This window comes from Paenibacillus sp. EKM211P (genome assembly GCF_011066175.1).
GTDB lineage: Bacteria > Bacillota > Bacilli > Paenibacillales > Paenibacillaceae > Paenibacillus > Paenibacillus polymyxa.
Map to the genome: position 1 here is coordinate 56,357 of NZ_JAAMNS010000001.1, position 25,977 is coordinate 82,333.

At 45.1% G+C, this 25,977-nt stretch carries 28 protein-coding genes and 1 pseudogene; 20 read left to right on the forward strand and 9 right to left on the reverse strand.

Annotated elements, in window-relative coordinates; translation table 11 throughout:
- Window positions 1-29 precede the first annotated feature (29 nt).
- The 4 genes from G9G57_RS00270 to G9G57_RS00285 all read left to right on the forward strand — a co-directional run bounded on the left by G9G57_RS00270 (window position 30) and on the right by G9G57_RS00285 (window position 2,605).
- Window positions 30-794, forward strand: a complete 765-nt coding sequence (locus G9G57_RS00270; protein ID WP_164964354.1) for a class I SAM-dependent methyltransferase — start codon at window positions 30-32, stop codon at window positions 792-794.
- A 105-nt stretch (window positions 795-899) separates the two neighbouring features.
- Window positions 900-1,067 carry a CxxH/CxxC protein gene (locus G9G57_RS00275; protein ID WP_013373879.1) on the forward strand — a complete coding sequence of 56 codons (168 nt, stop codon included), beginning with the start codon at window positions 900-902 and terminating at the stop codon, window positions 1,065-1,067.
- 79 nt (window positions 1,068-1,146) lie between these two features.
- Window positions 1,147-2,112 (forward strand): helix-turn-helix domain-containing protein, encoded by a 966-nt coding sequence (locus G9G57_RS00280; RefSeq protein WP_164964355.1) that lies wholly within the window; start codon window positions 1,147-1,149, stop codon window positions 2,110-2,112.
- A gap of 4 nt (window positions 2,113-2,116) precedes the next feature.
- Window positions 2,117-2,605, forward strand: coding sequence for a DinB family protein (locus G9G57_RS00285; protein WP_019689076.1), 489 nt, complete (start codon window positions 2,117-2,119; stop codon window positions 2,603-2,605).
- Window positions 2,606-2,685: 80 nt separating this feature from the next.
- Here the strand turns inward: G9G57_RS00285 and G9G57_RS00290 are convergent, their stop codons facing one another.
- The gene (locus G9G57_RS00290; RefSeq protein WP_080942697.1) at window positions 2,686-3,039 is read right to left on the reverse strand and encodes a helix-turn-helix domain-containing protein; all 354 of its coding nucleotides are present in this window, start codon (window positions 3,037-3,039) and stop codon (window positions 2,686-2,688) included.
- A gap of 54 nt (window positions 3,040-3,093) precedes the next feature.
- A complete protein-coding gene (locus G9G57_RS00295; protein ID WP_016822479.1) occupies window positions 3,094-3,438 on the reverse strand; it encodes a helix-turn-helix domain-containing protein in 345 nt (114 codons plus the stop codon).
- 165 nt (window positions 3,439-3,603) lie between these two features.
- Here G9G57_RS00295 and G9G57_RS00300 point away from each other — a divergent pair.
- Together G9G57_RS00300 and rlmH are read left to right on the forward strand one after the other, a co-directional pair.
- Window positions 3,604-4,438, forward strand: a pseudogene (locus tag G9G57_RS00300) (DNA-binding protein).
- A 179-nt stretch (window positions 4,439-4,617) separates the two neighbouring features.
- Window positions 4,618-5,097, forward strand: coding sequence for a 23S rRNA (pseudouridine(1915)-N(3))-methyltransferase RlmH (gene rlmH / locus G9G57_RS00305; protein ID WP_013312768.1), 480 nt, complete (start codon window positions 4,618-4,620; stop codon window positions 5,095-5,097).
- Between the two features lie 197 nt (window positions 5,098-5,294).
- Here rlmH and G9G57_RS00310 read toward each other — a convergent pair whose 3' ends face one another.
- Window positions 5,295-5,756 (reverse strand): MarR family winged helix-turn-helix transcriptional regulator, encoded by a 462-nt coding sequence (locus tag G9G57_RS00310; RefSeq protein ID WP_019689075.1) that lies wholly within the window; start codon window positions 5,754-5,756, stop codon window positions 5,295-5,297.
- A gap of 144 nt (window positions 5,757-5,900) precedes the next feature.
- On the opposite strand from G9G57_RS00310, the gene G9G57_RS00315 reads away from it, so the two are divergent.
- A complete protein-coding gene (locus tag G9G57_RS00315) occupies window positions 5,901-6,830 on the forward strand; it encodes a daunorubicin resistance protein DrrA family ABC transporter ATP-binding protein (protein WP_019689074.1) in 930 nt (309 codons plus the stop codon).
- A 14-nt stretch (window positions 6,831-6,844) separates the two neighbouring features.
- Window positions 6,845-7,633 carry an ABC transporter permease gene (locus tag G9G57_RS00320; RefSeq protein ID WP_017426003.1) on the forward strand — a complete coding sequence of 263 codons (789 nt, stop codon included), beginning with the start codon at window positions 6,845-6,847 and terminating at the stop codon, window positions 7,631-7,633.
- Window positions 7,634-7,935: 302 nt separating this feature from the next.
- Here G9G57_RS00320 and G9G57_RS00325 read toward each other — a convergent pair whose 3' ends face one another.
- Window positions 7,936-8,763, reverse strand: a complete 828-nt coding sequence (locus tag G9G57_RS00325) for an SDR family NAD(P)-dependent oxidoreductase (protein ID WP_017426004.1) — start codon at window positions 8,761-8,763, stop codon at window positions 7,936-7,938.
- Window positions 8,764-8,887: 124 nt separating this feature from the next.
- Between G9G57_RS00325 and G9G57_RS00330 the strand changes: the two genes are divergently transcribed.
- On the forward strand, window positions 8,888-9,547 hold the full coding sequence (locus G9G57_RS00330) for a TetR/AcrR family transcriptional regulator (RefSeq protein WP_231124970.1): 660 nt from the start codon (window positions 8,888-8,890) through the stop codon (window positions 9,545-9,547).
- 280 nt (window positions 9,548-9,827) lie between these two features.
- On the opposite strand, the gene G9G57_RS26125 is transcribed toward G9G57_RS00330, so the two are convergent.
- Both G9G57_RS26125 and G9G57_RS00340 read right to left on the reverse strand, forming a co-directional pair.
- Window positions 9,828-10,127: a response regulator transcription factor gene (locus tag G9G57_RS26125; protein WP_269204153.1), complete on the reverse strand. Its 300-nt coding sequence runs from the start codon at window positions 10,125-10,127 to the stop codon at window positions 9,828-9,830.
- A gap of 113 nt (window positions 10,128-10,240) precedes the next feature.
- Window positions 10,241-10,843: an isochorismatase family protein gene (locus G9G57_RS00340; RefSeq protein ID WP_017426008.1), complete on the reverse strand. Its 603-nt coding sequence runs from the start codon at window positions 10,841-10,843 to the stop codon at window positions 10,241-10,243.
- 141 nt (window positions 10,844-10,984) lie between these two features.
- On the opposite strand from G9G57_RS00340, the gene G9G57_RS00345 reads away from it, so the two are divergent.
- Window positions 10,985-11,827, forward strand: coding sequence for a helix-turn-helix transcriptional regulator (locus tag G9G57_RS00345; protein WP_017426009.1), 843 nt, complete (start codon window positions 10,985-10,987; stop codon window positions 11,825-11,827).
- Window positions 11,828-12,001: 174 nt separating this feature from the next.
- On the opposite strand, the gene G9G57_RS00350 is transcribed toward G9G57_RS00345, so the two are convergent.
- Window positions 12,002-12,472 carry a DUF421 domain-containing protein gene (locus G9G57_RS00350; protein WP_017426010.1) on the reverse strand — a complete coding sequence of 157 codons (471 nt, stop codon included), beginning with the start codon at window positions 12,470-12,472 and terminating at the stop codon, window positions 12,002-12,004.
- 711 nt (window positions 12,473-13,183) lie between these two features.
- Here G9G57_RS00350 and G9G57_RS00355 point away from each other — a divergent pair.
- The gene (locus G9G57_RS00355; RefSeq protein ID WP_164964356.1) at window positions 13,184-14,902 is read left to right on the forward strand and encodes a methyl-accepting chemotaxis protein; all 1,719 of its coding nucleotides are present in this window, start codon (window positions 13,184-13,186) and stop codon (window positions 14,900-14,902) included.
- Window positions 14,903-15,178: 276 nt separating this feature from the next.
- On the forward strand, window positions 15,179-16,558 hold the full coding sequence (locus G9G57_RS00360) for an FAD-binding oxidoreductase (protein WP_044786730.1): 1,380 nt from the start codon (window positions 15,179-15,181) through the stop codon (window positions 16,556-16,558).
- 96 nt (window positions 16,559-16,654) lie between these two features.
- Here the strand turns inward: G9G57_RS00360 and G9G57_RS00365 are convergent, their stop codons facing one another.
- A complete protein-coding gene (locus G9G57_RS00365) occupies window positions 16,655-17,578 on the reverse strand; it encodes a helix-turn-helix transcriptional regulator (RefSeq protein ID WP_164964462.1) in 924 nt (307 codons plus the stop codon).
- Window positions 17,579-17,680: 102 nt separating this feature from the next.
- Between G9G57_RS00365 and G9G57_RS00370 the strand changes: the two genes are divergently transcribed.
- The 5 genes from G9G57_RS00370 to G9G57_RS00390 all read left to right on the forward strand — a co-directional run bounded on the left by G9G57_RS00370 (window position 17,681) and on the right by G9G57_RS00390 (window position 22,229).
- A complete protein-coding gene (locus G9G57_RS00370) occupies window positions 17,681-18,145 on the forward strand; it encodes a VOC family protein (protein WP_164964357.1) in 465 nt (154 codons plus the stop codon).
- Between the two features lie 180 nt (window positions 18,146-18,325).
- A complete protein-coding gene (locus G9G57_RS00375; RefSeq protein ID WP_164964358.1) occupies window positions 18,326-20,290 on the forward strand; it encodes an elongation factor G in 1,965 nt (654 codons plus the stop codon).
- 105 nt (window positions 20,291-20,395) lie between these two features.
- Window positions 20,396-20,905 carry a DUF4303 domain-containing protein gene (locus G9G57_RS00380; RefSeq protein ID WP_019689061.1) on the forward strand — a complete coding sequence of 170 codons (510 nt, stop codon included), beginning with the start codon at window positions 20,396-20,398 and terminating at the stop codon, window positions 20,903-20,905.
- Window positions 20,906-20,938: 33 nt separating this feature from the next.
- Window positions 20,939-21,580 (forward strand): hypothetical protein, encoded by a 642-nt coding sequence (locus G9G57_RS00385; RefSeq protein ID WP_019689060.1) that lies wholly within the window; start codon window positions 20,939-20,941, stop codon window positions 21,578-21,580.
- A 121-nt stretch (window positions 21,581-21,701) separates the two neighbouring features.
- The gene (locus tag G9G57_RS00390) at window positions 21,702-22,229 is read left to right on the forward strand and encodes a hypothetical protein (RefSeq protein ID WP_019689059.1); all 528 of its coding nucleotides are present in this window, start codon (window positions 21,702-21,704) and stop codon (window positions 22,227-22,229) included.
- Between the two features lie 72 nt (window positions 22,230-22,301).
- Here the strand turns inward: G9G57_RS00390 and G9G57_RS00395 are convergent, their stop codons facing one another.
- Window positions 22,302-22,682: a hypothetical protein gene (locus G9G57_RS00395; protein ID WP_115293088.1), complete on the reverse strand. Its 381-nt coding sequence runs from the start codon at window positions 22,680-22,682 to the stop codon at window positions 22,302-22,304.
- A 274-nt stretch (window positions 22,683-22,956) separates the two neighbouring features.
- On the opposite strand from G9G57_RS00395, the gene G9G57_RS00400 reads away from it, so the two are divergent.
- The 3 genes from G9G57_RS00400 (at window position 22,957) to G9G57_RS00410 (ending at window position 25,942) form a co-directional block, all read left to right on the forward strand.
- Complete coding sequence (locus G9G57_RS00400; protein ID WP_019689057.1) at window positions 22,957-24,291, forward strand: hypothetical protein; 1,335 nt, start codon at window positions 22,957-22,959, stop codon at window positions 24,289-24,291.
- Window positions 24,292-24,447: 156 nt separating this feature from the next.
- A complete protein-coding gene (locus tag G9G57_RS00405) occupies window positions 24,448-25,002 on the forward strand; it encodes a GNAT family N-acetyltransferase (RefSeq protein WP_019689056.1) in 555 nt (184 codons plus the stop codon).
- Between the two features lie 406 nt (window positions 25,003-25,408).
- A complete protein-coding gene (locus tag G9G57_RS00410; RefSeq protein WP_019689055.1) occupies window positions 25,409-25,942 on the forward strand; it encodes a YceI family protein in 534 nt (177 codons plus the stop codon).
- Window positions 25,943-25,977 lie beyond the last annotated feature (35 nt).

Genomic DNA, 25,977 nt, shown 5'->3' on the forward strand with positions numbered 1-25,977 from the left:
ATGAGTACGGAAGGGAGATGGAGCTAAATATGGGGACATGGAACACCGAAGAGGCCATTCGACGCTGGAATATGCATGCGGAAAATTTTACTGCTAAGTACACTGAAGAAGGGGATCGGTCTCGTGAAGTGCTGCTAAATCCTGCTTTGCAAGAGTGTATGGGACTGATCGCAGGCAAAAAGGTGCTGGATGCCGGCTGTGGCGAAGGTTATCTGAGCCGGAAAATGGCCAGGGCGGGTGCTTTGGTGGAGGCTGTCGATTACTCGACAGAGATGCTGAGGCTAGCCAAAGAGCGAACACCATCAGCGTTGGGAATTACATATCACCATGGCAATCTGGAGAAGCTGGAGATGTTCGGGGACCAGAGCTTTGATCTGATCGTGTCCAATATGGTCATACAGGACTTGGCTCATTATGAGCAGGCGATTGCCGAAATGCAGCGATTATTAGTTCCAGGAGGCCGCTTTATTTTTTCTATTCTGCATCCGTGCTTTCTGACGCCGCAGAGTGGATGGGTGAAGGATGAGACAGGGAAAAAGCTGTATTGGAAAGTGGATCAATATTTCAATGAAGGCCCATTGGAGCAAGCCATTCCTTATGATCAGGAGGAAAAGCTTTTGTATTTTCATCGTACGCTGGGCAGCTATGTACAGACCATTGTTGAGGCTGGCTTGTTGTTGGATGGGATGGTCGAACCGAAGCCGTCTGCTGACATGCTGGAGAAATATCCCCATTTCCGTGAAGACCTGAACGTCAGTAATTTTCTCATTTTTAAGACCAAACGTCAGGGATAGTGGGCAAGCCCTTTCCTTTCCGCGTCAAGTGTGGTAGAACAAAGGAAGACGGTTTAGTCACACCTACAACAGGAAGAGCTTCAAACGGAAAGGGATGCAACTGGAATGTACGTGGTATGTAAAGAGCATGTGGAACTGGCAATTGATATGTTCGTCGATGAATACGAGGATGCACCGGATGTCGTCGATCTCAAAGAAACGAAATTTTCGGATTGGGACCCTCCAGTGAAGTGCAAGGAATGTGAGAAGAAAGCAGAGTTTTTGGTCGTCTAAAAAACAAGCACGGGCGTTTCGGGCAGAAACGTCCTTTTTGTATATATCCCCCACGTACTGAGACAGGAGTGAACGTTGGATGGACCCTTTGCTGCATTCACTGTTTCGTCCGCTTCAGGTCAATGGAAGTGATCCCTATGCATATTATATTGAACAAAAGCCGTCTGCTGCGCTGAGAGCTTACGTAGCCTGCTATTGGGAGTCGGGTCCAGCTACTAGAGAAGTTTCCGAACGGAATGTGGCAGTATCGGATAGAGACGAAGCTTCATTAGGCTGGCTGGAGGAAGAAGAGGCAGTGGACCGGGTATTACCTGATGGTTGTACGGATATTCTATTAGAATACGACCCGGTGAGTAAGCGTCAGGAACTCTCATACTGTGGGACATTTACGAATCCGTTCGTGTCTACCAGACAAGCAGGGTCCGAAACACGTATTTTTGCAGTGCGATTTTTTCCCGGTGGAGCACACTATTTTCACTGCATGCCGACTCATTTGTTTACAGGCGGTAATTACCGCTTGGAAGACATATGGCCCGAGAATATTGAGATCATAGGTGAGCGCATTTTGGAAGCGCGGGATTTCAATGAACGGGTGCGCATCATGGAGGAGTATCTTAACCAGCTTCTAATGCGCCAACGCACGAACGATTGTGACCTGATGAAAAACTTGCTGCATCGCATCTTTGTGAGCGGTGGGAGTGTGGGGGTTAAGGAGCTTGCGGAGCGTGAAGCGATCAGTGAAAGACAGATCAATCGTAAGTTCGGACAATGGATCGGAATCAGCCCCAAAAAGTTCAGTGAAGTCGTCCGCTTCCAGAGCGTTCTACACAGTATTCAGAATGGTGATTCTGTCGATTCGATGGAGTTGGCATTGAAGCATAACTTTTTTGACCAAGCGCATCTAATCCGTGATTTTCGCAGATTTTATGGAGCTTCCCCGCTTACTGCGGCTAAGGACTTTCGGAAGTTGTCCGATTTTTACAATACACGTTCGGAACCCTCGGCTATACTCAAAATAGGAAGAAGAATGGCAAAGGAGAGATGAGAATATGAGTGGAACACTGCAAGTTCGCGATCATCTGCTGAATGAGCTGGAGACCGGGGTACGGACGGGGGAAGCCTTGATTCGTAAAATACGTCCAGAGGATTGGAGCTTTCGCCCACAGGACAATTTCCGTTCGCTGCTGGAGTTAGTGCACCACTTTGTGCTTATTCCAGCTTCGGATCTTGCGATTATGCAGGAGAAGTCCGAGGGTGAAGTGGGAGAGATTGAAACCAGCCTGTCCGGGGTAGAAGATCCCGAGCGCTTGGCTACGACTTTTAGGGAGAATTTTGAGGCATATAAGGCTTACATTCTTTCGCTTAGCGAAGACGATTATCTGAATCGTTCGACGAAGGCCTTTTATATGGAGCATGGGCATCTACAGGTTCAATGGCAGATTGAGACTGTGACCCATGTGTTCCATCACCGCTCGCAGATCTATAATTATCTGAAGCAACTGGGACATGAAGTGAGCTTTTTTATGTTGTACGCTTGAGTATTTTTATAAAAGGTTTAGAGGGCACCTATGCGGTGCTCTTTTTTGGTTTTATTCAAAGATTTTTAGGATGGAATGGCTTACTCGAACGCGCGTGAAACTTCTTTACTGACGCGTCTGAGAATACCGATTTGCTCTTCGTTCAATCTGCTGGTCAACGCAACAAACTCATCTATCGCTTCTTGCCGAATCATTTCGTCTGTAGTCATATGTTCTTCGGAAAACATTAATTCACTGATAGACACGTTTAAGGCGGTTAACACCTTCTCCAAGGTATCAATCGAAAAGTTTCTTTCACCACGCTCTAGTGATCCGATATATGCATCATCTAATCCTGAAAGCTCCGCAAGTTGTTGCTGTGTTAATCCCTTAGCCTTCCGAATTGCTCTAATTCTTTCCCCAACCGAATTTCGTAATTTTGTTATATTAACCACCTCATAACAAGCTTATGGAAGATGAAGTGTAAAAGTCAGGTAGAAGGGAATAGTTCAAATCTTTTTATGCTGTAACTCAACTAAACCAACAATGTTTTTAGTAATAGTAGTAAGAATTTCGAGTTCTGTTGTTTCTCTTGAATTTATGAGTAACATAAGTTCATTTATGATTTGTTTTCGATCCGTAGGTTCATCGAATTGAAAAAGTTCAAAGGCTGGAACTTTTAGCGCTAAAATAATTTTTTCCAACGTCTCCAATGAAATATTTCGATCTCCACGTTCAACTCCGCCAATATAACTGTAATGAAGTCCTGCGGCTTCTGCCAGTTGTTCCTGTGTCCATCCTTTAGCCTTTCTTAGCTCCCGTATCCGGTTTCCGACACTTTCTGGTAAACTCATGTGATCACCTCCACTTAAGGTTAGAAGAGGAGAGAATATCGTTACAGACCATCTTATGCAAAATAAAAACACATAAAATTGTACTCTTAAGTACTTTTTATATTGACCTCCTATTCCAATTTCTATACAATTGGCTGTACATGGGAATATGAGGAGAGGCTACTCTTGGAAACTTCTATCCTGAAATCACTCAAACCGGATATCATTGTTGAAATGTTGGAGATGGCTGTGGCTTTTGAAAATTGGAAAAAGGTGATGGAGACGGCGGATATTTTGTACCAATGTGTCCAGCGTATCTACGAAGAAAGGCAGTATTATAAAGCAATGAAATTACCCATCTCGCATGTCAATTTAGAACGTCCGTTGGTATATTATTTTGGGCTCAGTCACCTGATGTGCGGAATGGCTCACCAGAATCAGGGTGCATATGAGCAGGCAAGGGAGTGCATCTATAAGTATGCTGAGCTAGGGTGGATGGAGGATTTAGAGGAAGAAGACAATCAGGTTGTCGAGGAATTCAGGTTTTTAGCCAAAACTAATTTATATGCAGTAGATATTTTATCTGGAAATATAGAGCTGATCGAGGAATATGTAGCCTTTTTGCAGGATAATCTAGAGGAAATATTACCGGGGCTAAATACCATATTACAGGCAGCGCTTATGTATCATTTGGATGTGGCAGATATCTTACATACGTTTGCAGAGCAGATTGATGAATTTGAGAGTTATGAAGACGCAGAGAACATATCTTACTATTATAGCTACTGCTATCATTTGGCTTTGTACTATCGGAAGTACGGCAGATTACAGGATGCAGGTGGGACTTACTGTGCAGGCGATGCAACTAGCAGATCAGTCAGGTAACGATCGTAATTTCAAGAAATGTACGGCATTGTTCGAATCATTACGGGAATCAGCAACAGCGGAGCAAATCAGCGAATATCAACAGATGCTAATACGGTGTCTTGATGAATACGGAACTGAAAGCATTCCATTGTGATGAGGCCTAAATGAATGATCCGGTATAACCTGAACAGGGGATAGGCTCGTAATGGAGAGGAAATAGATAGGTAAGAGACGTTTCAGATGCTAAAATAACTATGTTACAGGTATGTTTTTAAGTTAAGGATCGTAAATACGATTTTACATTATTATTCGACATAGATAGGGGTATGGAATTTGTTTATTCAGCTTATAGGTGTGGGCAAGTTAAAAGAGAAATATTTGGTCATGGGCATTCAGGAATACGCTAAACGGCTGGGGCCATACATCAAGTTTCAAATGATCGAGGTAGCGGATGAAAAGGCCCCAGACACACTAAGCGAGGCGGAAGTCCGACAGGTTAAGGAGCGAGAAGGCGAGCGTATTTTAGCCCATGTGAAAAGTGAAGCACACGTGATTGTACTTGCCATCGACGGCAAACTCTGGAGCTCGGAAGAACTCGCAGAGGAATTGGACAAGCTCGGCACCTACGGTACAAGCCATGTTGTCTTCGTCATTGGCGGCAGTCATGGTCTCTCTGACGAAGTCCTCCGCCGCGCCCAGCAAAAGCTGAGTTTCGGAAGAATGACTTTGCCACATCAGCTGATGCGATTGGTGCTGGTGGAACAAATTTATCGGGCGGTGAAGATTAATCGAGGGGAACCGTATCATAAGTAGGGCGAAATTTGCTCGCTGCAATACGTTGGATTGTCCCAAAAAAATTAATAGCAAGCGAAAAGTGAGGTAAACAGTAAAGGGAGCCGTCCCCAAATCATCGACTTAGGGACGGCTCCCTTTGATTTTCGCAACCTACCTTCTCCGGAAATTCAGACGTGCTGCTGGTACCCCCCCTTCGGCATCTATAAATGACGCCCCTATTGCTTGTTTCGAAATTTCGCGACTTCGGGTTCAATTTCGGATACAAGTTTTTCGAGTATTCGATTAAATTGTTGTTTTTCATCCATCGTTAGAACATTTAAAAATACAGGCTGAAAATCTCCGGGTTGATTTGAAACTACTTTGCCGGCTTTAGTTAGCGTAATCATCATCGCGCGTTGATCCTCTTCAGATTTATACCGCTCAATGAATCCCTTTTTTTCTAGCTTTTTAATCATTTCAGAAGCAGATTGCGGGCGCATATCCAATTGATTGACTAATTCCTTTTGGGAAATACTTGGCGTCTGATGAAGGATACTCAATATTTTCCCTTGCCCTCGATTTGGAGAGGTAAACACGCTGCTGCCTTTAAGTTTGCTTTCTTTTAAGAACGCCGTAAGTAAATCATTATATTTCATGAAGTTAGTGGTTATATCGACGTTTAATTGTTTTTCATCCACAATAATTTCCCCTTATTTGTTCTCCGTCCCCCTCTATTTTATCAGGTCACCGAAGTAATTCAAATTATATTGTTGACAATTTAGTAAGGGTACCCTATATTATTAGCAAGGTACCCTTACTAAATGCGCAAAGGAGAAAACAGAATGACAGAGCTAGCCATTTCAACTAAAGAGATCGTTAAAGAGTTTCCTAACAAGCGAGCAGTCGATGGTATTTCTTTGGATATTAAGAAAGGAGAGATCTTCGGTATTCTGGGTCCGAATGGTGCAGGAAAGACAACTTTCTTACGAATGCTTGCAACGATTACTAAAGTGTCAAAAGGCAAAGCAATGATTTTTGGCAAAGACGTCACCAAAGACGCTCAAAAGGTTCGAAGTTTGATTGGCTTGACGGGCCAATATGCAACCGTTGATGAGGAATTGACCGCGATGGAAAACCTGAAGCTCTTTGGGCAATTGAATGGTTTATCAGCGAGTCAATCCAAAGCGAGGGCTCTTGAACTTCTCAACCAGTTTTCATTAACCGAGGCAAAGGATCGACCGATTCGTGAATTTTCGGGCGGGATGCGTAGACGGTTGGATTTATCGGTGAGTTTAATCGTGAAGCCCCCACTCATTTTTCTTGATGAACCGACAACGGGCTTAGACCCACGCACACGAGGAGAGATGTGGGAAGTGATCCGCAACTTGGCAAGCGACGGGGCAACGATCTTGCTGACAACTCAGTATTTGGAGGAAGCGGATCAACTAGCAGATCGACTAGCAATAATTAATCATGGAAGAATCATTTCTCAGGGAACGCCGAATGAATTGAAGTCTTTGTTAAGCGATACCCATTTTGAAATTACTCTGGAGTATATGAGGGACGCCGAAAGAGCCAAAGGACTAATCAAGGCGGAGATCGCTCAGGAGGCCATGATCTCACCCGAAGGAACCAAATTGACCGTTAAGCTGGCAGACACGAAAGTGATGACGAGATTACTATTAGATTTAACTCAGCAAGATATAGAAATCAAAGAGTTTTCGGTTAGAAAACCGACGCTTGATGAGGTGTTTTTGGAACTAACTAAATAATTAGGGGGATAAACATGGAATCCGTGATAAGCAAACAAAACAACTTAAAGAGCGCTCTGTATGATATTGTTGTAATGGCAAAAAGAAATATCCTGAAAATCAAACATAATCCCGATAAATTGATAGATGTAACCGTAATACCTATTTTCTTCATGATCGTCTTTTCTTATCTGTTCGGAGGTGCGATTGCTGGAGGTGTACAAGGATACTTGCCAATCATCGTGCCGGGAATTCTAATTCAAACACTGGTCATGTCGTCATCGGCAACGGGCACGCAATTACGAGAAGATTTGGATACTGGCGTTTTTGATCGGTTTAAATCATTACCCATTGTCCGGATTGCTCCACTGGCTGGTTTAGTGGCATCAGATATTTTACGATATGTCGCGGCGGCTTTTTTCTCGATCGGTACGGGCTTTATTCTTGGATGGCGTCCGGAAGCCGGGTTTGGGTGGTTGATCGTCGCTTCGCTTTTGGCCATATTCGGCGCATGCGCAATCAGTTGGGTATTTGCATTGATTGGTCTGCTATCCAAATCCGCATCAACGATCTCTAGTATTTCGACAATGGTTACCATGATGATGTCGTTCCTATCCAACGCCTTCGTGCCTATTGATACGTTGCCCCATTTTTTGCAGAGCGTAGCTGAACATAATCCTATTACTTATTTGGTCACGGCTTTTAAAGATTTAGCCAATCATGGACAGTTCACTTCAAGCGCATCAATGACCATCTTTATCGGCATACTCCTTGTTATGATTGTCGCTCCAATTACAGTTAAAATATATAATAGAAAAATTTAGTTAAAGTAAAGAAGGACAGGGGCGACCGCCCTGTCCTTTCTTCATAGATGAGGGAGGCTAAGGATGGCCCTAAAACTTTCATTACCTATAGCTCGGAGAACCGAAATACAACGGCTTTTTTCTCGCCGTTAGAGTGATAAGGTGAACCGTATCACAAGTAGGGCTAAATCTATAGTTACAACAAGGGACCTCTTCGAAAAAAAATTCGGAGAGGCTCTTTGCTAAAATAGAAAGCCGGTTGGTTATCGGATATATATTCTGCTAAGTGATGTAGATGTCCGTTCCAGTCCAATTGCAACGGCTTATTGCATAGGGTTGCCTTGCGCTGCATTCGAGACAGTCTCCCAGGCTTCCCAGGTGGCTAGACGGTCAGCATAGATGCCGCGTGCTATAGGCAGGACTTCCGAGCCGAGCACAAATCGTAGTGGGGGTTCCGCTGCGTCCACGATCTTGAGAACGGCTTCTGCAGTCGATTGAGGGTTGCCGCGTTTCTCGGTTGATAGATGCGTGAACACCTGCTTCCGTACATCGGCATAGACGTCCATTTCCGGTACACGCTTACCTGAAGCGCCAAACTCAGTCGCATAGGCACCGGGTTCAAGCAGTGTCACCTTAATCCCAAAGTCCTTGACCTCTTGCACCAGGCTTTCGTGGAGTCCTTCGACCGCCCATTTGGAGGAGCAATAGAAGCCGATGAGCGGTCTTGCCTCGATCCCAAGGGAGCTTGAAACGCTGAGCAAATGGCCGTTGCCCTGCTTCCTCAGTAGTGGCAAGGCAGCTTGGATGACTCGAAGATAACCAAAATAGTTCGCATCAAACAGAGCGCGGACATCGGCTTCGCTTGCCTCCTCGATCATTCCGACCAAAGTATAACCGGCATTGTTGAGGACAACGTCCAGCTTGCCGAAATGGGCATGAGCCCGCTGAACGACCTGGCGGACCTGCTCAGCATCCGTTACGTCGAGTGTCATGGGAAGAGCGAGATCTCCGAAACGTTCCTTCAAATCGGCAACGTCCTCCAATTTGCGGGCGGTAGCTGCAACTTTATCGCCACGCGTGAGCGCGGCTTCTGCCCATATGCGGCCTAAACCGCGAGAGGCCCCCGTGATAAACCAGACCTTTTTATCCATGGTATACTCCTCCTTTAAATTCCCTGTTCTGTGTGGGATACTTAAATTAAAGCACCACAATACGATACCTTCAAGTTCCGAAACTAATTAGTACCGAAAAGGAAGGTTAAATGTAATGAATAAAATGAAAAGTAGAGAGTCAATCGGGTCTAAATTAGCTGACGAAGTAGCGGAAAAGCCAGAGAAAACATTAGGCCGGAAACGAGATCACACGCGGGATGCTAAAATCCTGGAAGCGACAATCGACATCCTCGCCGAAGCCGGTTTCGATGGAATGACAATGGACATGGTCGCAGCTAGAGCGAAGGCCGGAAAGGCGACGGTGTATCGCCGCTGGTCCTCCAAGACAGAGCTAGTCCGAGATGCTTTAACCTGGATGAATCGAAATCATCTTGAGCTTCACCTCTTGCCCGATACGGGAACGTTGCGCGATGATCTGCTTGCGCTATTGAAGCCGCAATCGCTCGAAGAAGGTGAACGCAAACTTCGAGTACTCGCAGGCCTGGGCTCCTTTTTTTCGCAGAATCGGGAATCAATTAACGGAGAAATTTTCGAACCGTGGGCTGTAGTGAATCGTGAGCTCATGCAGCGGGCCGTCGGCCGCGGTGAAATCTCCACCCGTGCGGACATTGAAATGGCCTGCCAGGTTATTACTTCAATGGCTTCTTATCGCGGACTCGTACAGCGCAAAACATTCGACAAGCTTTTCTACACTTCGCTAATCGACGGCGTTCTACTCCCTGCCCTCAAAAATCCGTTAACATCTCCAAATGAAACGGAATAAGGAAGGCGGCCTTTTGCCTGCAGAAAGAAGAGCCCCCACGAATGGGACATGATAAAAGGGCCATCCAGCAAAGGATGGCCTTAAAACTTGCCGTTACAGACAGCGCAGAGAACCGCACCCATAAGCATCCAGATTATCGGAAAGCGAAGCAGCCTCTCTATGTTTTTGGACCTTACTTTCCTCATGTCCTTCATCAGCTCCTATAACGTTTGGTAGCTATGAGTTTATGCTGGAAAAGTCATAAAGAGATAGTGTTCTTTGGTCATGACATGGTTTATGGTTACTTGTGATCCAATATGCCCGAATCCCGGGTTATGCGGGCAGCTTCTCGCCTTCCCTTGACCTGAAGCTTCGAGTAAATCGATGAGATGTAATTCTTAACAGTCCCTTCACTAAGAAAAAGCGCCTCAGCAATGTCTTGATTGCGCAGGCCGGAAGCCAGCTTATGCAGCACTTCAAGTTCACGGGCGCTGAGCCCGTACTCATTACTTTTTACGGTGGAGGTATTGTTCATGCTCATGCTTTTAATCATTTTGCCCGCCATCTCTTGCGTTATTAAGGTGCCTCCGGCATGAACCACGCGTATGCCTGCAGCCAGATCCTTGGGATGGATGGCCTTGAGCCATAGCCAACCATATTTTTAAAAGCATATTTTGATTCTAGACACAATCGGGTTTCCCTTTTAAAGCGAACCTAAATCCCTTCTAGAATCTCTTCCGTTGTGCGAATCCGGCCAATCCTCGGAAAAATAACATCCCGTACATGCTCATGTTCGGCCTTGGTGAACCCGGTCATGGCGTCAATTGCAAAAATAAGTTGATAGCCGTGCTGAAATGCCTCTCTTGCGGTTGTATCGACTCCGATACCTGAGGATATACCGCATAAAACGATCGTATCAATATTTCGGCGGCGCAGCTGCAGGTCAAGGTCTGTTCCATGGAAAGCCCCCCATTGTTTTTTGGAGATGATATGGTCTGTCTCGGTCACTCCGAGCTCGGGAACAAATTCATCCCAGCCCTCTATCAGGTTCAATCTAGGTACCGTGATATCGAGCTTGGGAGAAGGTATATCCTTGAAGTCTTTACTGGATACGTGTACAAGATTCACAAAAGCCCCCTTGTTACGAAAAAGATTGGCCAGCTTAGCTGAATTTGCAATGACCATCTCGGCAGAATAAGGAGCATACTGACTGCCAATCCATTTTTGGAGGTCAATGACGACCAGAGAAGTCTTGTTCCAATCCAATAACGGTGCTCGTTCCCCACCCTTCAAATGATTGCCATTTAGTTGGTTCATATAGAATCTCCTCCTAACCTTATCTTGTAATTAAATATGACTACATCAGTATATAATCGATGATATAGAATAACGAGAGAAGGAATTAACCTAGGAGTGTTACTCCCAGAATACAAAGAAATACTGGAGGGATGAGATGAAATGCAGGAGGAACGGGAAAAGACCGGAGAATTAGCTGAATTCCTCCGTACCCGACGGGCCCGTCTGACTCCGGAGCAGGTAGGTTTGCCTTCCGGTGAAAGACGGCGGACACCTGGTCTTAGGAGGGCAGAGGTTGCCATACTCGCTGGTATCAGTGTGGATTGGTATACATGGCTGGAGCAGGGGAGAGATATTCAGGTATCCATCCAGGTGCTTGATAGCTTGTCCCGTGCGCTGCGAATGAACGACATTGAGCGAAAACATCTCTTCTTGCTCGCTGCAGGACACTTACCCCCGAGTAATCAAGCGCCACAGAACAAGGTAAGCCGGCTACTACAGGATTTTTTGGACAGACAGGGGGAAAGCCCTGCCTTTGTGGTAAATTCAAGGTGGGATGTCGTAGCCTGGAACCAGGCCGCGATTCTCGTTTTTGGAGATTACGAAGCAATGTCGGCAAGAGATAGAAATTCGATATGGCGCCTATTCACTACGAATAATGCGAAGCGGATGCTGGGTGACAGTTGGGAAGCGAACGCCAAACATCGGTTAGCCCAGTTTCGGGCCAACTATGCAAATACAGTCGGGGATCCTTGGTGGGGAGAGTTTATTGAGGACCTGCACCAGCAAAGTAAGGAGTTCCGGGAATGGTGGCCGTTGCATCAAGTTATAAATGTGCCGGAAGGCGAAAAGCTGCTTAATCATCCTGTTGTCGGTTCCCTTCGTTTTGGTCATCTTTCCTTTCAGGCTATGGACTCCGTTGACCTCCAGGTTACAGTTAATATTCCTTTGGATACCCCAACAATTGAAAGAATGAGAAAACTTCTTTCTGCGGTTACTCGATAATTCAGCATTTGCCACGTCCGCTGAAGTTATTCCATTTTGTTATGACCAGGTTAACTTCAATCTCCTCGTTCTCCACAGCCATAAATGAAATTCTCCTTAGGCTAGTGATGAACAGGGGGCAAGTTTGTAAGATCGCTATCCATATATTTTGTAATAGATACACGATGCAGATCGTCAACTGTCGCAAGGAAGACTTTGAATTTGCTGTGCCGCTAATTGGGCATTAACCCAAAGTTCGTTTATTCCAGGTTCGTGGAGGATTCGTTTCTCGATTTTCCCCTCCCGAGCAATGGGATAAGATATGGTGGAGGAGCTTGAACGATTGGCCTTTTCGAGAATGCTCAATTTTCCATTTGCCTCAATGACTGCAATTTCTACGCGAGTGACATCAAAAATCTTTTCCTCTCTTAACATTTGCAGGATGTTATCTATGGAATATTTCGTTTTTCTAATGTTTTTAGCTATGAACTTACCTTTAGATATAACGATGATAGGCTCGAACGTTACCAATTTACCGAACCAACGAAATTTAAGTACCCCAACTGAGAAAATCTTTTGAACGATCCCGATACTAACGATAGCGAAGGCTGTTGGGATGTGGCGAATATCAGGGTCGGCTATATCTGCTCCAACAAGAGCTCCCAAAATTAAAATAACTAAAAAATCAAAAACAGGAAGTTCCCAATGGCTTTTCTCCCCATAAATAAAGTGACAAACAACATGAGCGGGATCATGGTAATGATTCTCCCTGCGACCAGCCCCAAACCTCTAATTATTTCCATTTTGGCAGGTGACCTTTCTTTAGCGGGATGGAATAATGAACGAACATCGTCATGTTAGTATGATTCCAATTTGTAAAAAAATGCAAGTGGGTGAGTTGTGGATATGGCTAAAATCGTCAGCGCATGGACCTATCCGAATGTAACGGTCGTCTCATCGTTCGGATTAATGACTCCAGGATTACTCTAAAGTGGTTGTTTAAGTGAGACACTGTAAACAGACCCTTTTTATTTGCCGTTAGATCCGATACGGTGAACCGTAACAGCACACCATTTTTTAACCGTTGACCCTTCTGCGATCCATGCAGAGGGGTCCTTTGCTGTCAAAATGAAGCAAAAGGATTAAGGGTCAGAGTATTTCGATTGTGATTTAAAAATTAAGCATTTCCTCCCTAGGAAGAATGGGGTTTGGAAACGTAATCCCATGTGTGTGACTCTTGGTTTCTAACAATTTCACGATTTCGTCATAACTCTGCTGTATAGAAAGGTGTTTAGCAAACCATGTCGAATATTATTTTATGTTACCTCGAGAGGGACTAGATGGGAGTGAGGCATAATGAGAGGTAGGAAGTTCACGATGACGATCAGGAACAAGGTAATTCTAACGATCGTCGTTACTGTAATCACTAGCCTTGTGATCGGAGGCGTTGGGATTTACAATCTGAAGCGGGTACAATCCTCGCTTGAGGAGAGCCTTAGTATTAGGGCGGAAGTCATTGATCTCATTCGTACAGCAGATATCGACCTATATCAGATGCTGTTGGCAGAGCGATCGCTGTACAGTTATGAACCAGGGTCGGAACAATTTTCGAAACAACTGGAGGATTACGAGAAACAAAAGGAGTCGGCAAAGAAGAAGCTTAATAAGTATAAGTCAATTGGAACAATTTTTGATAATGAGGAAAAGTTGATTCAAGACTACGAAGCAACGGTTGCAGCGTATGATTTGGTCTCCAAGAAAGTGATTGACGGATTATCGTCAAAGGATTCAACTGTCCGTGAAAGGGCGAATCTTCTTTCTTATCAGGAGGGCAGCGAAAAGTTTGATCAGATGGAAGACGCTTTGGATCACATAGGCGATCTGTACTACGATGATAATCAAATCATGTTGGACAGCACACAAAAACAATACAGCTTCCTGCGATTGGTCAGTATCCTCTTAACATTGGCAGGCTTGATCGCTTCATCGTTGCTTGGTTATTTGATCATCCGATCCATCCATCATCCGATCCGTTATTTGCGCGGACGTGTGCGAGAGATTGCGGAGGGCAATCTGGCCGTCGATATACGTACTTTCTCCCAGGATGAGCTTGGGCAATTAACCGCTGATTTTAATATAATGGTATCTCGTATGAAAGAACTCATTTCGACAGTAAGCCAATCGATTGGCCATGTAAATACTTCTGCTCATGAACTTACCTTTATTGCGGAACAAACAACGGCAACCGGCGAGGAAATGACGTCAGGCATTAATGAAATTGCAGTTGGTGCTTCTGAGCAAGCATCCTTGACAGAGGCAACGAGCCGTGAAACGATGGCGCTTTCAGACACGATTGAAAAGGTAAATGTAAGGAATAAAAAAATGACCAGCTTGTCTTCGGAGGCTGAAATCGTCTTAAGAGGCGGCATGGATAAAGTAAAGAGGTTACAGGATCACAATCTCCAAACGACAGAAGCAAACCAATTAGTCGTACAACATATTGAAGGCCTGGCAGAACAGATGCTTACGATTTCCACAATCGTACAAACGATTAATGAAGTATCTGAGCAAACGAAGCTCCTCGCATTAAATGCGAGCATAGAAGCGGCGCGTGCCGGCGAATCCGGAAAAGGATTTGCAGTCGTCGCTACAGAGATTCGCAAGCTGTCGACCATGACTTATGAATCAACAGAGAGAATTAACACAACTATTGCACGCCTCAAGGCAGAAGTTTCTCAAACGTTGCAGGTCATGAATCAGACGGAGGTGATTATCTCCGAACAATCTCTTATTGTTCAGGAGTCGGGAACGGTATTTGAATCGATTATGGATATGCTAAAGGAAATCATCAGTTCGATTCAAGAGATGGATGGGGATATAGGGCAGATGAATGTTAGCAGGGAACAGGTTATCTCATCCATTATCAAGATATCCGATGTAGCTCGAGACGCAGCTTCTGCCACAGAAGAGATAAGTTCGGCTTCTAACGATCAGAGTCAAGCGTATTCCCATCTGCATAGTGCAGCTGAACAATTGAAACAATCAAGCCAACAAGTGAGCGAAATGATTAGCAGATTTCGAATTGTACAAGAATAATTCGTACTGAGAATAAGAAAAGGAGCTATCCCACTAGGGATGGCTCCTTTTCTGCCCTCGTTGATGAAAAGCGTGCGTACCGTCTCACCTCTAGGTGTAACCCCTCAGACGCAAAGCGAATCGGCACTTTAGATAAATGACCATGTCTTAGTTCATAGTGGTTTGAACTATTTTACGATTCACACTGGGTGTGTGCCGTTACTAGGCCAGGTGTCTCTACATAGAAATAAGCTGAAGAGAAAGGCTTATGTCATGAACGGGGATGGTGTAAAGTAGATGGCACAAAAGTTGCAAAAGAAAAGTACACGATTAACCGGAAGGATCGTAATTCCGGGGAATCCGTCATACAATATGGCCAGAATGGAGTTCAATAGGCGTTTTTCCAAATTTCCAAGGGTCATTGTTTTTTGCCAACGAACTCAGGATGTTATCAACGCAGTCAAATGGGCTCGTGAGCGGGGCATACGGCTACGAGTGCGCAGCGGACGGCATAGCTATGAAGGCTTCTCAACTGTAAATGGCGGTATTATTATCGATGTGAGCGAGATGAATAAGGTTACAGTTGATCGAAAAAATAGAGTGGCCATTGTCCAAACAGGAAATCCACTTGCCCGTGTGTACAAGAAGCTGTGGAATAAGCGTGTGGCCATTCCGGCGGGGACTGCACCCGATGTAGGCGTAGCTGGGCTCACCCTGGGAGGAGGCATTGGACTTCTTTCCCGCAAATATGGACTTACGTGCGATAACTTGAAACAAGTGAAGATGGTCGTAGCTTCGGGGCGGTATGGGGCAAAGACGATTGTGGCAAACAGCAAGAAACATCCCGATCTGTTGTGGGCATCGCGAGGCGGAGGGGGAGGGAACTTTGGTGTTGCTACCGAGTTTACATTTCGAGTTAGACCGATTTCGAAGGTTTCTATATACAGTATTACGTGGAAATGGAGCAATCTTGAGAAGGTATTACCGGCTTGGCAACGCTGGGCCCCATCGGTCACAAACCGCTTAACCTCAACCATTGAGGTGGCTGCCAAGCAGGTGGGAACCATTGTATCTACCGGGCAATTGCTTGGCGGTGCAGAGGAGCTGCGTCGATTGATTAGACCGCTCTTGCGAGCAGGCACCCCGGTGAAGGTGATGGTGAAGACAGTACCTTTTATTGAAGCAACCCATTTTTTTGCCGAATCGGACCTGAATTTGGAACCAAAGTTTAAAATAACTGGGGCCTACGGGTTCCAACCTTTACCGCCTGAAGGAGTACGAATTATACGCGACTTTTTAGCTCAAGCACCCAACAGGCATTCTAGCGTGTGGAGTCAGAGCTTAGGTGGTGCAGGAAGCGCGGTAAGTCGAGTATCGCCTACTGCAACGGCCTATCCTCATCGGAAGGCTGAGACAATTTACGAACTGTCAGCCCGCTGGAGAAACAATGGGGAGCAGGAGCGGAATATTCAGTGGGTGGAAAGGTTCCGTAAAGCGTTACGTCCCTTTGTTAAAGGGAATTATGTGAATTTTCCCGATCTGCAGATTAAGAACTGGCCCAAGGCGTATTATGGCGTGAACTTTGGCAGATTGAAGCAAGTGAAACGAAAGTACGACCCTCATAATGTATTTCATTTTGCTCAGAGCATTCCAGTGGGTAAACAGGACAGAAAATGACAATACGTACACCTGTAAATTTTCCCTCACGGGGCCACCCAAATTAAAGAATTAGTATAAAAAGAATCCACTACACTCTCTCTTTATTTATCAGAATTAATTGGGGTTTTCATTATATATCGCCACCATTTTATTTAAATAATTTCGAAATTCTTCAACATATGCTTTGGGCTCTACGACTTCTAGATTTGTACCGAGGCTTGCTAAAAATTGAAATCCATTAGTGTTTTGAGGAACAAGGATGGTGGCTAAGAGATAATCAGAACTATAGTTTTCAATACTCTTTCGGCCGTACCTTTCTATAAATTGATCTTTTATGCTAGGCGAAATTAATGCCTTAATAGAGACTGATTCCGATTGATAACTTGCTTCATGTTCTTGTCCCAATGAATCAACTCTAGGGTTAAATGTGATTTCCTCCATAAGAAGATGATCGATCCTGGATAATTTAAATGTTCTATATCCCTGACGATGTAAACAGAATCCCTTCAAATACCAACTCATTTCGCTAAAATGAAGCTGATATGGCTCGACAATTCTATTCGTCGCGGTGCCATTTTTATCTATATAATCAAATGAGACCAACTTTCTCTTTGATATCGATTCTTGGCATATCTTCAAGGTTTGAAGAATCTCAGACCGACCCTCCCAATCATAAAATGACAGTTGGACTGAACCTTTTGGAGACAATGGGCTAACCATGGCTTCTATTTTTTTAATAGTCACTTCAACTTCTTCACTAATTAGAATTTGTCCTAATCCGCCGAGCGCAGTCAATATATTCTCCAAGTCGGAGTTGCTTAAAAGACGTTTATCAACCTTGTATTCATCCATAATGCCATAGCCGCCATGAATTCCATGAATAGAATAGATCGGGATGTTCGATAAACTCAGAGTTTCCATATCCCGAAGGATCGTTCTTTTGGAAACGTTAAATAATTGTGCGAATTCTTTTGTTGTAACGATGTCTTTTTTCAGCAATATCATGATGATGGATATTAACCTCTCGACCTTTTCCATAGGTTCTCCTTCTTTTTTTGTACTATATCTATAAATGGTGACATACATCTGTCACCTCTTATTCATTATACTGCATGTATAACACGAAGGAGGTTTTACTTTATGTCAGCTATTGTATATTTAAACTTTGATGGAGTTGCAGAACAAGCGATTGATTTTTATTCGAAGGCTTTAAACGCGAAAGAAGTTAAAAAAGTTAAATTTAAGGATTTCCCGCAAGATCCAAACTATCCATTATCGGAGAATGAATTAAATATGATCATGGAGTCCTCAGTCGAGTTTGCAGGCGGAAAAATCATGATGTCGGATGTTTTGCCTTCCATGATGGCGGTAACAGGGGAAATAGTGAAAGGAAATAACGTATTTATTAGTCTAGTTAATGATGATAAACAAACATTGGAAGAATACTTTAAACATTTGTCTGTTGGCGGCCATGTTGTGATGCCGTTAACAAATACGCCTTGGTCTTCGTGCTTTGGAATGCTAGTTGATAAGTTTGGGATCTCCTGGAAATTTAATAGTGACGCAGTTCAGTTTCTCGATAATGTTATTTTAAACAAACAGTAACTCAGACCCATTTCTGACAATACTCGCTTTCGGCATTAATTGAGGAGTTATTTTACTTTCCGATATCTTATGTTTGCTTTCCAGCAAGTTGTGAGCGCAAACCAACTTCTACCCACTCTTTTGTTTCTATGCTTTAATAAAATGAGCAGTATCAATAAGAAGCGTTGAAAGTGGGATTCTATGAAGCGACTAACGATTGGCCTGTTCGCCCATGTGGATGCAGGTAAGACAACTTTTGCGGAACAGCTGCTGTACCATACGAACAGTATCCGGTCGCGGGGGCGGGTGGATCATCAGGATGCGTTTCTGGACAGCCACGACATCGAGCGGGCAAGGGGCATTACGGTGTTCGCAGATCAGGCGGTAATGGAATATAAAGGAGACAGTTATTATTTAATAGACACGCCCGGACACGTCGATTTCTCTCCAGAGATGGAGCGGGCGATTCAGGTCATTGATTATGCCATCCTGATTGTAAGCGCAGTTGAAGGTGTTCAGGGTCATACGGAGACGGTCTGGCAGCTGCTACGCAAACATCGGATTCCGACGTTCTTCTTTATCAACAAAACGGATCGGATTGGCGCGGATGTAGGCAGAACCGAGGCAGACATCCGACAGCAGTTGACGGGGGAAGTATGCTGCATTACACAGAGCTTGGCTGACGGCATAGTCGGCGAGCCGCTGCGGGAGGCCATGGCGGAGCGAGACGAAGCCTTGCTGGAAGCATTCCTGGAGGGGAGAGAGGATTCCGGCTTCTGGCTGAAGGCCTTGCAGAGGATGATAGTGGCGGGTCTTCTCTTCCCCTGTGCTTACGGCTCTGCGCTTCAGGATACAGGCGTCGTTGAATTTCTGGATCAGCTGCATCTGCTGACGACAACCACTTATGACGAGAATGCTTCGTTCCAGGGGCGGGTTTATAAAATTCGGCACGATGCAGGCGGAGTGAGACTCACGTTCATTAAGGCGCTGGGTGGTCGGCTGAAGGTGAGAGAACAGCTTAGTTACGAGAGCGGCGGGGTTCAATATGACGAAAAAATTACGCGGCTCTTCTTGTTTAACGGACTTAAATCGCAGCCGGTGGAACAAGTGGAGGCCGGCGATTTGTTTGCGGTTGCCGGATTGTCCGCCGCCGAGGCCGGACAAGGTCTGGGGTCGATATCGGACAAGTTAGCTTACGATTCGGAGCCGACATTACAATCGAAGGTATTATTCGACAATTCGATACATGTACAGAAGGTGCTCGGTGCTTTTCGCACACTGGAGGCGGAGGAGCCGTCTCTAAACGTCGTTTGGGATGAAAAATTGCAGGAGATTTCTATCCGCGTCATGGGATTGATTCAACTGGAAGTGCTGGTGCAGCTTGTTAGAGAGCGGTTTGGCTTTGCTATCTCTTTTGGACAACCGGAAATCTTGTATAAGGAAACGATTCAATCGGCTGTGAAAGGGTACGGCCACTTCGAACCGCTCAGGCATTATGCGGAAGTGCATCTGCTGATTGAACCGGGAGAAAGGGGCAGCGGCATTATGTTCGATAGCAGATGTCATGCCGATGATCTGAATGTCAGCTATCAGAATCTGATTCGGAATCATCTCTATGAACGGGAGCATCACGGACTGCTGACCGGCATGCCGGTTACCGACGTGAACATTACGCTGCTGAGGGGGCGCGCGCATAAAGAACATACCCATGGTGGCGATTTTCGTGAGGCTGCTTTTCGAGCACTACGGCAGGGGCTGGAGAAGGCGGACAATGTGCTGCTGGAGCCCTATTACGATTTCAAAATCAAGGTTGCTATCGATGAAATGGGCAGGGTGCTGTCCGATATTCAGCGTGCTTCGGGTATTTTTAATCCACCGCAGACAACCGGAACGCAAGCGGTGGTCACGGGCAGGGTGCCCGTGTCGACTTTCATGAACTACAGTACCGAATTTGCATCCTTTACGCATGGACGAGGCAGTATCCGTTGCGTGTTCAGCGGCTACGATCGCTGTCATAATACGGAGGAAGTCATAGAACGGATGGGCTACCGCAAAGGGGCAGACCCACTGTATACATCCTCCTCTATCTTTTGCGCCAAAGGGGCGGGTTACTCGGTGCCATGGGATGAGGCGGAAGCCAAGATGCACCTTCAATTAGAACCTTAATCGCACACATTTCCAGGATTCAGGCGAAAAGTAGGTAGATTTAGGACGAACAATTTTTATAATGGAAATAAGATATATATTTTATAGGGCTAAGGGGCGATTGTCATGGAACCGACGCATGAAATACAGGCGCTGGCGGCAGAAATTGCTGATGTGGCTAGGACGTCCTTTCGCACTCTTTTTGAAAATGGTGAACGTTACTATTACTGCACGCTATTTACTACTGGAGAGGGACATGCGCCAAGCAGCTCCGCCTGGTCATGGGAGGCCTTGGAGAGGGAAGCGACCAGGCAAGGAGAAGAAAGTGACACGCCGGGGTCAACGATTGCGGAACTCATCAAATGGTCTTATGCCGATTCACCCTATTGTTGTTACGAGGATGAGGACTTCGATGATGTTAAACAATTATTTATGGAGCGTCCTTCCATTGCGGAGCTTGAAGCTGATGAATGGAATCGTGAATTTGATTCGAGGCTGAAGGCCATGGAGCCGGCGATGAAAATGCTCGATGATGAAGGCGTGTTTGCCTTGAATCAACCGCGAGAGTCTGTATGTGTCCTTGTCGAGATCATGCCGCCAGCTATGCAAGCATGGCTGGTGGAAGCAGCGGAGTAAGGGGTTTCGCATTTCTTGAGGGAGAGTTGTAAAATGCCTAATGAATATCAAATGAATATTTTAGCTGAGAGAACGGAATGTATTCTTTATTATGCGGGGTCGATCCTATCGAACAAGCATAGTGCGGGCTGGATCGGCGGGAATGCGCCCGAATTTTTTGATAATCAATCGGACCTCATCCACGAAGATAACCAAAAATATGTTTTTTACTTGAGCCTCGTCCATCCCTTTAAACCGGAGAGCATGATTTCGATCTTCGTCCCTGAAGACTATGAGGAGTATTTAGAAAACAACATTTATCCTAATTGCTCGGTCAAGGTGATTGAGCATCCCACTTCAACTGAAAGTGTCAAAGATATGTTTACTAACCCAGGGCTTGTAAAGCATGCAATTTCAGATGGGGAATTAAGCCATGACAAAAAATCGATGGATCAGCCTTTTTTGATCAAACTGGGCGGAAACCCGAGACTTATTCAAAATGAAGACTATTATTTTACGAAGCTGAAAGAGGAGTCCTTTTCCTTTTTATTGCAGGTAGATGAAGATGGTTACCCCGAAACGTTACTTCAAAAGGATTACAATTATCCTTTTGGTTTTGGATCACTATATATTTTCGCCAAAATGGGGGCGACTGAGATACACCATCCAGTAGCAGGATTTTGGCAATTCTCTTGATTTAGCGTGGGGCTAACGAGCACGTTAGGCGATTTTTGGCGTGCGTATGCCCCATTCGCACAAGCAGGAAGCCCGCCCCTGGCGTAAACTGAATTATAATCAGTGAGCGAGGTGAACTTCCATGGCACAATCGAAAGAGATGCGTGCACGGGCTAAGAAGTTTCAAGGCCGTCCGGTCTGTGTCACCCTGCACAGCGGAGAGACTTATGTCGGCTACATCACCGACGTTAATCGCGGCGGGTTGGTACTTTCCAGTGCTGGGGCTCCCCCGCGTGCTCCTTCCAGGAAACAAGACTCCCGACCTCTCAAACGCAGAGCCAGTTCGCATGCCCCGGGCGTCCGTCTCGGCAACCGGAAAAGCGGTGCACGTAAACCGTCTAGCCGTTCGCGCTCTCGCAAGCCGGACGCCAAGGTGTCGGCATTCCTGCCGATGATGGGCTCGCTGTTAGGCGGCCTTGGCGGCTCCACTGCAGGCGCAGGAGGGCTTGGCGGTATGCTCGGCGGCGGCTTGCGACTGTTCGGCATGATCCAGAAATTTGTCCCGGTTGTGAAGATGGGCTACGGCATGATCAAGTCTATTCGCCCGTTTCTCGGCGCTGTTAAAGGCTTGATGCCCTCGGCTAATTCGACTACGCCGAATAACGAATAATCGTACCCCTGTGGACTTTAAGCCCCCTTTGAGTGGTCAGGTCAAAGGGGGCTAGACCACAAGCCATTAGGACTACCACTGTCTAATCCAAATTGGATTTAGCTCGGAATAGCCCATCTCCTTTAATAAATCCCAGGCATTATCCAGAACCTGAGGTTTCCCCTGGGTCCAAAGCTCTTGTCGTTTTGCCATCAAGTAAGAGATAATTTCAGCGATATGCTTGGGTTTACCCAGATGGAGGACAGTTTCCATGTTATTATTTTGTGCTGAAATATCATAAAAGGCCCAATAAGTACGAGGCTCTTCATCGGGAGGATCTGCCTGGAAGATGAGCGTGACTTTGATGTTTTTATTCTCTTTGGGAGATAGGTTTAAGACGAAGCGGGACCCGCCTGAATACCAATAAACGAAGGCATAACCGTCGACCGTAATATTTCTTAATTGGCTTTTCATTATTTTCTCCCTCACTCTATGTTGTTTAAAATGAACTGCGTTTAATGAGTTTAATTAAATAATTATGCGTTAATTTCCGAGAAATGTGGAGTGGCTTACATGAATAACAAGGTGATTATAGTTTAATCCACATATAGATTCCATTCATATGGATTTTTCCTGTGGTACTCTAGATACATATCATTTTAAAGAGGTACGACCCATAGAAAAAACAATAAAATTGCTGGATAAGCAAACAAGGAAACCTGGCTATGGTCAACAGGAGGGTTCAAATATGTGGTTTAGGAAGAAAGGAACGCAATTGGATCGAATAAAAAACAAACTGAGTCAAGCCATGCGCAAAGACGCGGACTTCTCGGTGTTTGGAGCATCCTCACATCAATATAGGGTTAAAGAGAAGCTTACAGCAAAAGAGCTAGAGGACTGGCAAACCCTCAATCAGGTCACACTTCCTGAGCCTTACGCGCTGTTTTTAATGAAAATCGGCAACGGAGGCGCCGGACCCTACTATGGAATTTATTCACTTGGAAAGGCAACTTCCTACACCGAGCGCCAGGTGCTCCTTGCAAAATCCGTTCTGCATCCCGGGATGACCAAAGAGGAATGGAACCATCTGATTGAGCCCCTGACCAGGGACGAGGACATTCCCGATGAGGAATATGACGACACCTGTAATAAGGTGTTGGGCGGCATGTTGTGCATAGGTACCCAAGGCTGCGAATACGACATGTATCTCGTACTTGAAGGGAAATATAGGGGGAGAATTGTGTACACCTCCGATTTTCATCCCGATCGTCCTTTTTTCTTTGTCTATGAAGGCAGCTTTCTGGATTGGTATGAGCGCTGGCTGGATGAAATTATTCTGGATTATGATATCGGGTGGTTTGGCAGTCGAATGCCGGGTGATGAGAATGCACTGATCCAGATTTATCAGAGCGCTCCAAACGAAGAAATCCAAGCCAAAGCGCTTGATGGATTGTTCAAGTTTAAGAAGGTCTCTCAGCTAACCCTTGCTTTTTTGAAAAATATTGCGGAACAAAGCCCCAAAAATCGGACCACAGCCATTAGGCTCATCTGCAAAACTTCCTTTGACACGGGTAGAAAATATCTTCTGGAGCTGTTGCAATCGGATGAACATGAGGATTTTCTTCAAGCTTTACAGATTCTGCACGCTTCCAGTAAAACTGAGGATTTAACGAAGTTTATTTCAGTGATCTTGCAAAGGCTTGACATGATTGACGACCCAGAAGCGTTGCGTTATGCAGGGTATATTTTGGAGAATTACGGTGCGATTACGCTTCAGAACTTTGCGCCTTTCTTGTGTCATGCCGACCTGAAAATGCAAACCACTGCCATCTATGCCGCACGCAGTTGCGAAAACAAGCTGGAAAGCTGGCAGATCATTGAGCAGATGTTGATGGGGGGCGGCCCGCAGGTTCTGAATAACTTGATTTTATACTGGGGCATTATCCCACATGAGAAGTTGCTACCTTACTATAAGGCGGTATGGCCGGAATATAAAAGCAATCCGAATTTCAAAGGAAAATTTATCAGCTGTTTGCGAGAACTGCATTTGCCAAATGATTATTTCGACAAAGACGAATCGTGAGGAAGGCGTGTATAAATTATCCATAAAATGTTGACGGATAAGTTTAGAGTATCAGCCTTCAATTGATTGGCACCTGCAAGCTCACCTTCGTGATGTTTCATTAATATCTCGTACACAACTTTATTGGCCGTTTAAATAACAACTGGAGGTATATCCATGCAAATACTTGAAACCAACCGATTGATCCTGCGGAATTTTGCCGCAACCGACGCTGCCGGATTGTTGGAGTATACAGCTAATCCAAGAGTTAACTGCTTTATGGATCACCAGATTTCGACGTTGGAGGAAGCTACAGAGGAGGTCGAAAAAAGAAGCAGTGACGACTCCCATATCGCGGTATGCCTGAAAGACAGCAACGAACTGATCGGGGAACTATTTGGTATGAAGGAAGAACGAGATTCGGATACGTATGGTATTGGATGGAATTTTAATGCCAGATTTGAAGGGAAAGGGTACGCAAGTGAGAGCGCCAACGCCTTCATAGAATATCTCTTTACGCAACAGGAAGTAAGGAGACTGTACGCCTATGTCGAGGACGATAACTTCCGTTCCCAGAAGCTGTGTGATAAACTGGGCTTTCGCCAGGAAGGCTGCTTCATGGAATTCGTTTCATTTGTTAAATACGAAGACGGCACGCCGAAATACGAGAATACGTATCAATATGCATTACTGAAAAAAGAATGGCTCTCTCAACGTGCTAATCAGAAATAAAGAACAAGAGATTAAACTCATTTTTAAAACTAAGAAACGTTACATAACAAATACGGTGATTTCTCTTTAGTGGATTCCAGAGAAAAGTCCGTTTGCTTTTAAGTTTTGATATAGGGTCTGGTTTAGCTACCCCAAAACGGCTTTGCAGTCTGCTGACCTTGATCGATCTTCGTCCTTATTCAGCTTCACAGGTTGTTTCCACAAGCTTCCAGTCACTCACAAGTTACTATAAAGTTAGAACACAACTTTATTGTCTGTAGACAACGAGGAAGCCAAAAAAATGCTAAAACGCTACTGACATCCCGTTGTCAGTAGCGTTTTTGTATATTAGGAGTATGCGAATATCGCAGTGCCTTGAGAGGGAGCGACCCTTCTCAAAATCTTATTATAGAGGTGGAACTTATTCATGGAAAATATCAAGTGGGAAGTTGATCCGGACCACAGCTCCGTTGAGTTTTCAGTAACGCATTTAATGATTAATAGAATCAAAGGAGTATTCGAGCATTTCCAAGCGATCTTGAGTTTTGACCCCAACAACCTAATAACCATGGGTATTCAGGCTTCCATAGATGCAAATAGTATCACAACTCGCCAATCGCAACGAGATGAGCACCTGAAGAGCGACGACTTCCTTCATGCAGACAAGTATCCAACCATTACGTTTGAAAGCACCAGCTGCGTCCTTGCTGGCGAAAGGCAATATGAACTTACGGGCAATCTAACTCTGCATGGAGTAACAAAACCCATCACTTTTCATACCGTTTTTGAAGGACTTAACAAAGACCCTCGCGGCCGGGAACGTGTAGGATTTCATTCTACAGCCAGTATTGAACGCAATGAATTTGGCTTGATATTTAACTCGTATCTTGAAAAAGGCGGGATTGTTGTCGCGAATGAAGTGAGAATTGAACTTTATATCGAGGCAATTAAAATAGAGTAGCGATCCTATACATGATTTAATCTGTGCCTAGTAAT

Bases quoted from the DNA above. Each gene is read 5' to 3' on its own strand.
- G9G57_RS00270 (WP_164964354.1), top strand. From the start codon at position 30: ATGGGGACATGGAACACCGAAGAGGCCATTCGACGCTGGAATATGCAT.
- G9G57_RS00275 (WP_013373879.1), top strand. From the start codon at position 900: ATGTACGTGGTATGTAAAGAGCATGTGGAACTGGCAATTGATATGTTC.
- G9G57_RS00280 (WP_164964355.1), top strand. From the start codon at position 1,147: ATGGACCCTTTGCTGCATTCACTGTTTCGTCCGCTTCAGGTCAATGGA.
- G9G57_RS00285 (WP_019689076.1), top strand. From the start codon at position 2,117: ATGAGTGGAACACTGCAAGTTCGCGATCATCTGCTGAATGAGCTGGAG.
- G9G57_RS00295 (WP_016822479.1), bottom strand. From the start codon at position 3,438: ATGAGTTTACCAGAAAGTGTCGGAAACCGGATACGGGAGCTAAGAAAG.
- G9G57_RS00315 (WP_019689074.1), top strand. From the start codon at position 5,901: ATGACAGAGCTAGCCATTTCAACTAAAGAGATCGTTAAAGAGTTTCCT.
- G9G57_RS00320 (WP_017426003.1), top strand. From the start codon at position 6,845: ATGGAATCCGTGATAAGCAAACAAAACAACTTAAAGAGCGCTCTGTAT.
- G9G57_RS00325 (WP_017426004.1), bottom strand. From the start codon at position 8,763: ATGGATAAAAAGGTCTGGTTTATCACGGGGGCCTCTCGCGGTTTAGGC.
- G9G57_RS00330 (WP_231124970.1), top strand. From the start codon at position 8,888: ATGAAAAGTAGAGAGTCAATCGGGTCTAAATTAGCTGACGAAGTAGCG.
- G9G57_RS00340 (WP_017426008.1), bottom strand. From the start codon at position 10,843: ATGAACCAACTAAATGGCAATCATTTGAAGGGTGGGGAACGAGCACCG.
- G9G57_RS00345 (WP_017426009.1), top strand. From the start codon at position 10,985: ATGCAGGAGGAACGGGAAAAGACCGGAGAATTAGCTGAATTCCTCCGT.
- G9G57_RS00355 (WP_164964356.1), top strand. From the start codon at position 13,184: ATGACGATCAGGAACAAGGTAATTCTAACGATCGTCGTTACTGTAATC.
- G9G57_RS00360 (WP_044786730.1), top strand. From the start codon at position 15,179: ATGGCACAAAAGTTGCAAAAGAAAAGTACACGATTAACCGGAAGGATC.
- G9G57_RS00365 (WP_164964462.1), bottom strand. From the start codon at position 17,578: ATGGAAAAGGTCGAGAGGTTAATATCCATCATCATGATATTGCTGAAA.
- G9G57_RS00370 (WP_164964357.1), top strand. From the start codon at position 17,681: ATGTCAGCTATTGTATATTTAAACTTTGATGGAGTTGCAGAACAAGCG.
- G9G57_RS00375 (WP_164964358.1), top strand. From the start codon at position 18,326: ATGAAGCGACTAACGATTGGCCTGTTCGCCCATGTGGATGCAGGTAAG.
- G9G57_RS00380 (WP_019689061.1), top strand. From the start codon at position 20,396: ATGGAACCGACGCATGAAATACAGGCGCTGGCGGCAGAAATTGCTGAT.
- G9G57_RS00385 (WP_019689060.1), top strand. From the start codon at position 20,939: ATGCCTAATGAATATCAAATGAATATTTTAGCTGAGAGAACGGAATGT.
- G9G57_RS00390 (WP_019689059.1), top strand. From the start codon at position 21,702: ATGGCACAATCGAAAGAGATGCGTGCACGGGCTAAGAAGTTTCAAGGC.
- G9G57_RS00395 (WP_115293088.1), bottom strand. From the start codon at position 22,682: ATGAAAAGCCAATTAAGAAATATTACGGTCGACGGTTATGCCTTCGTT.
- G9G57_RS00400 (WP_019689057.1), top strand. From the start codon at position 22,957: ATGTGGTTTAGGAAGAAAGGAACGCAATTGGATCGAATAAAAAACAAA.
- G9G57_RS00405 (WP_019689056.1), top strand. From the start codon at position 24,448: ATGCAAATACTTGAAACCAACCGATTGATCCTGCGGAATTTTGCCGCA.
- G9G57_RS00410 (WP_019689055.1), top strand. From the start codon at position 25,409: ATGGAAAATATCAAGTGGGAAGTTGATCCGGACCACAGCTCCGTTGAG.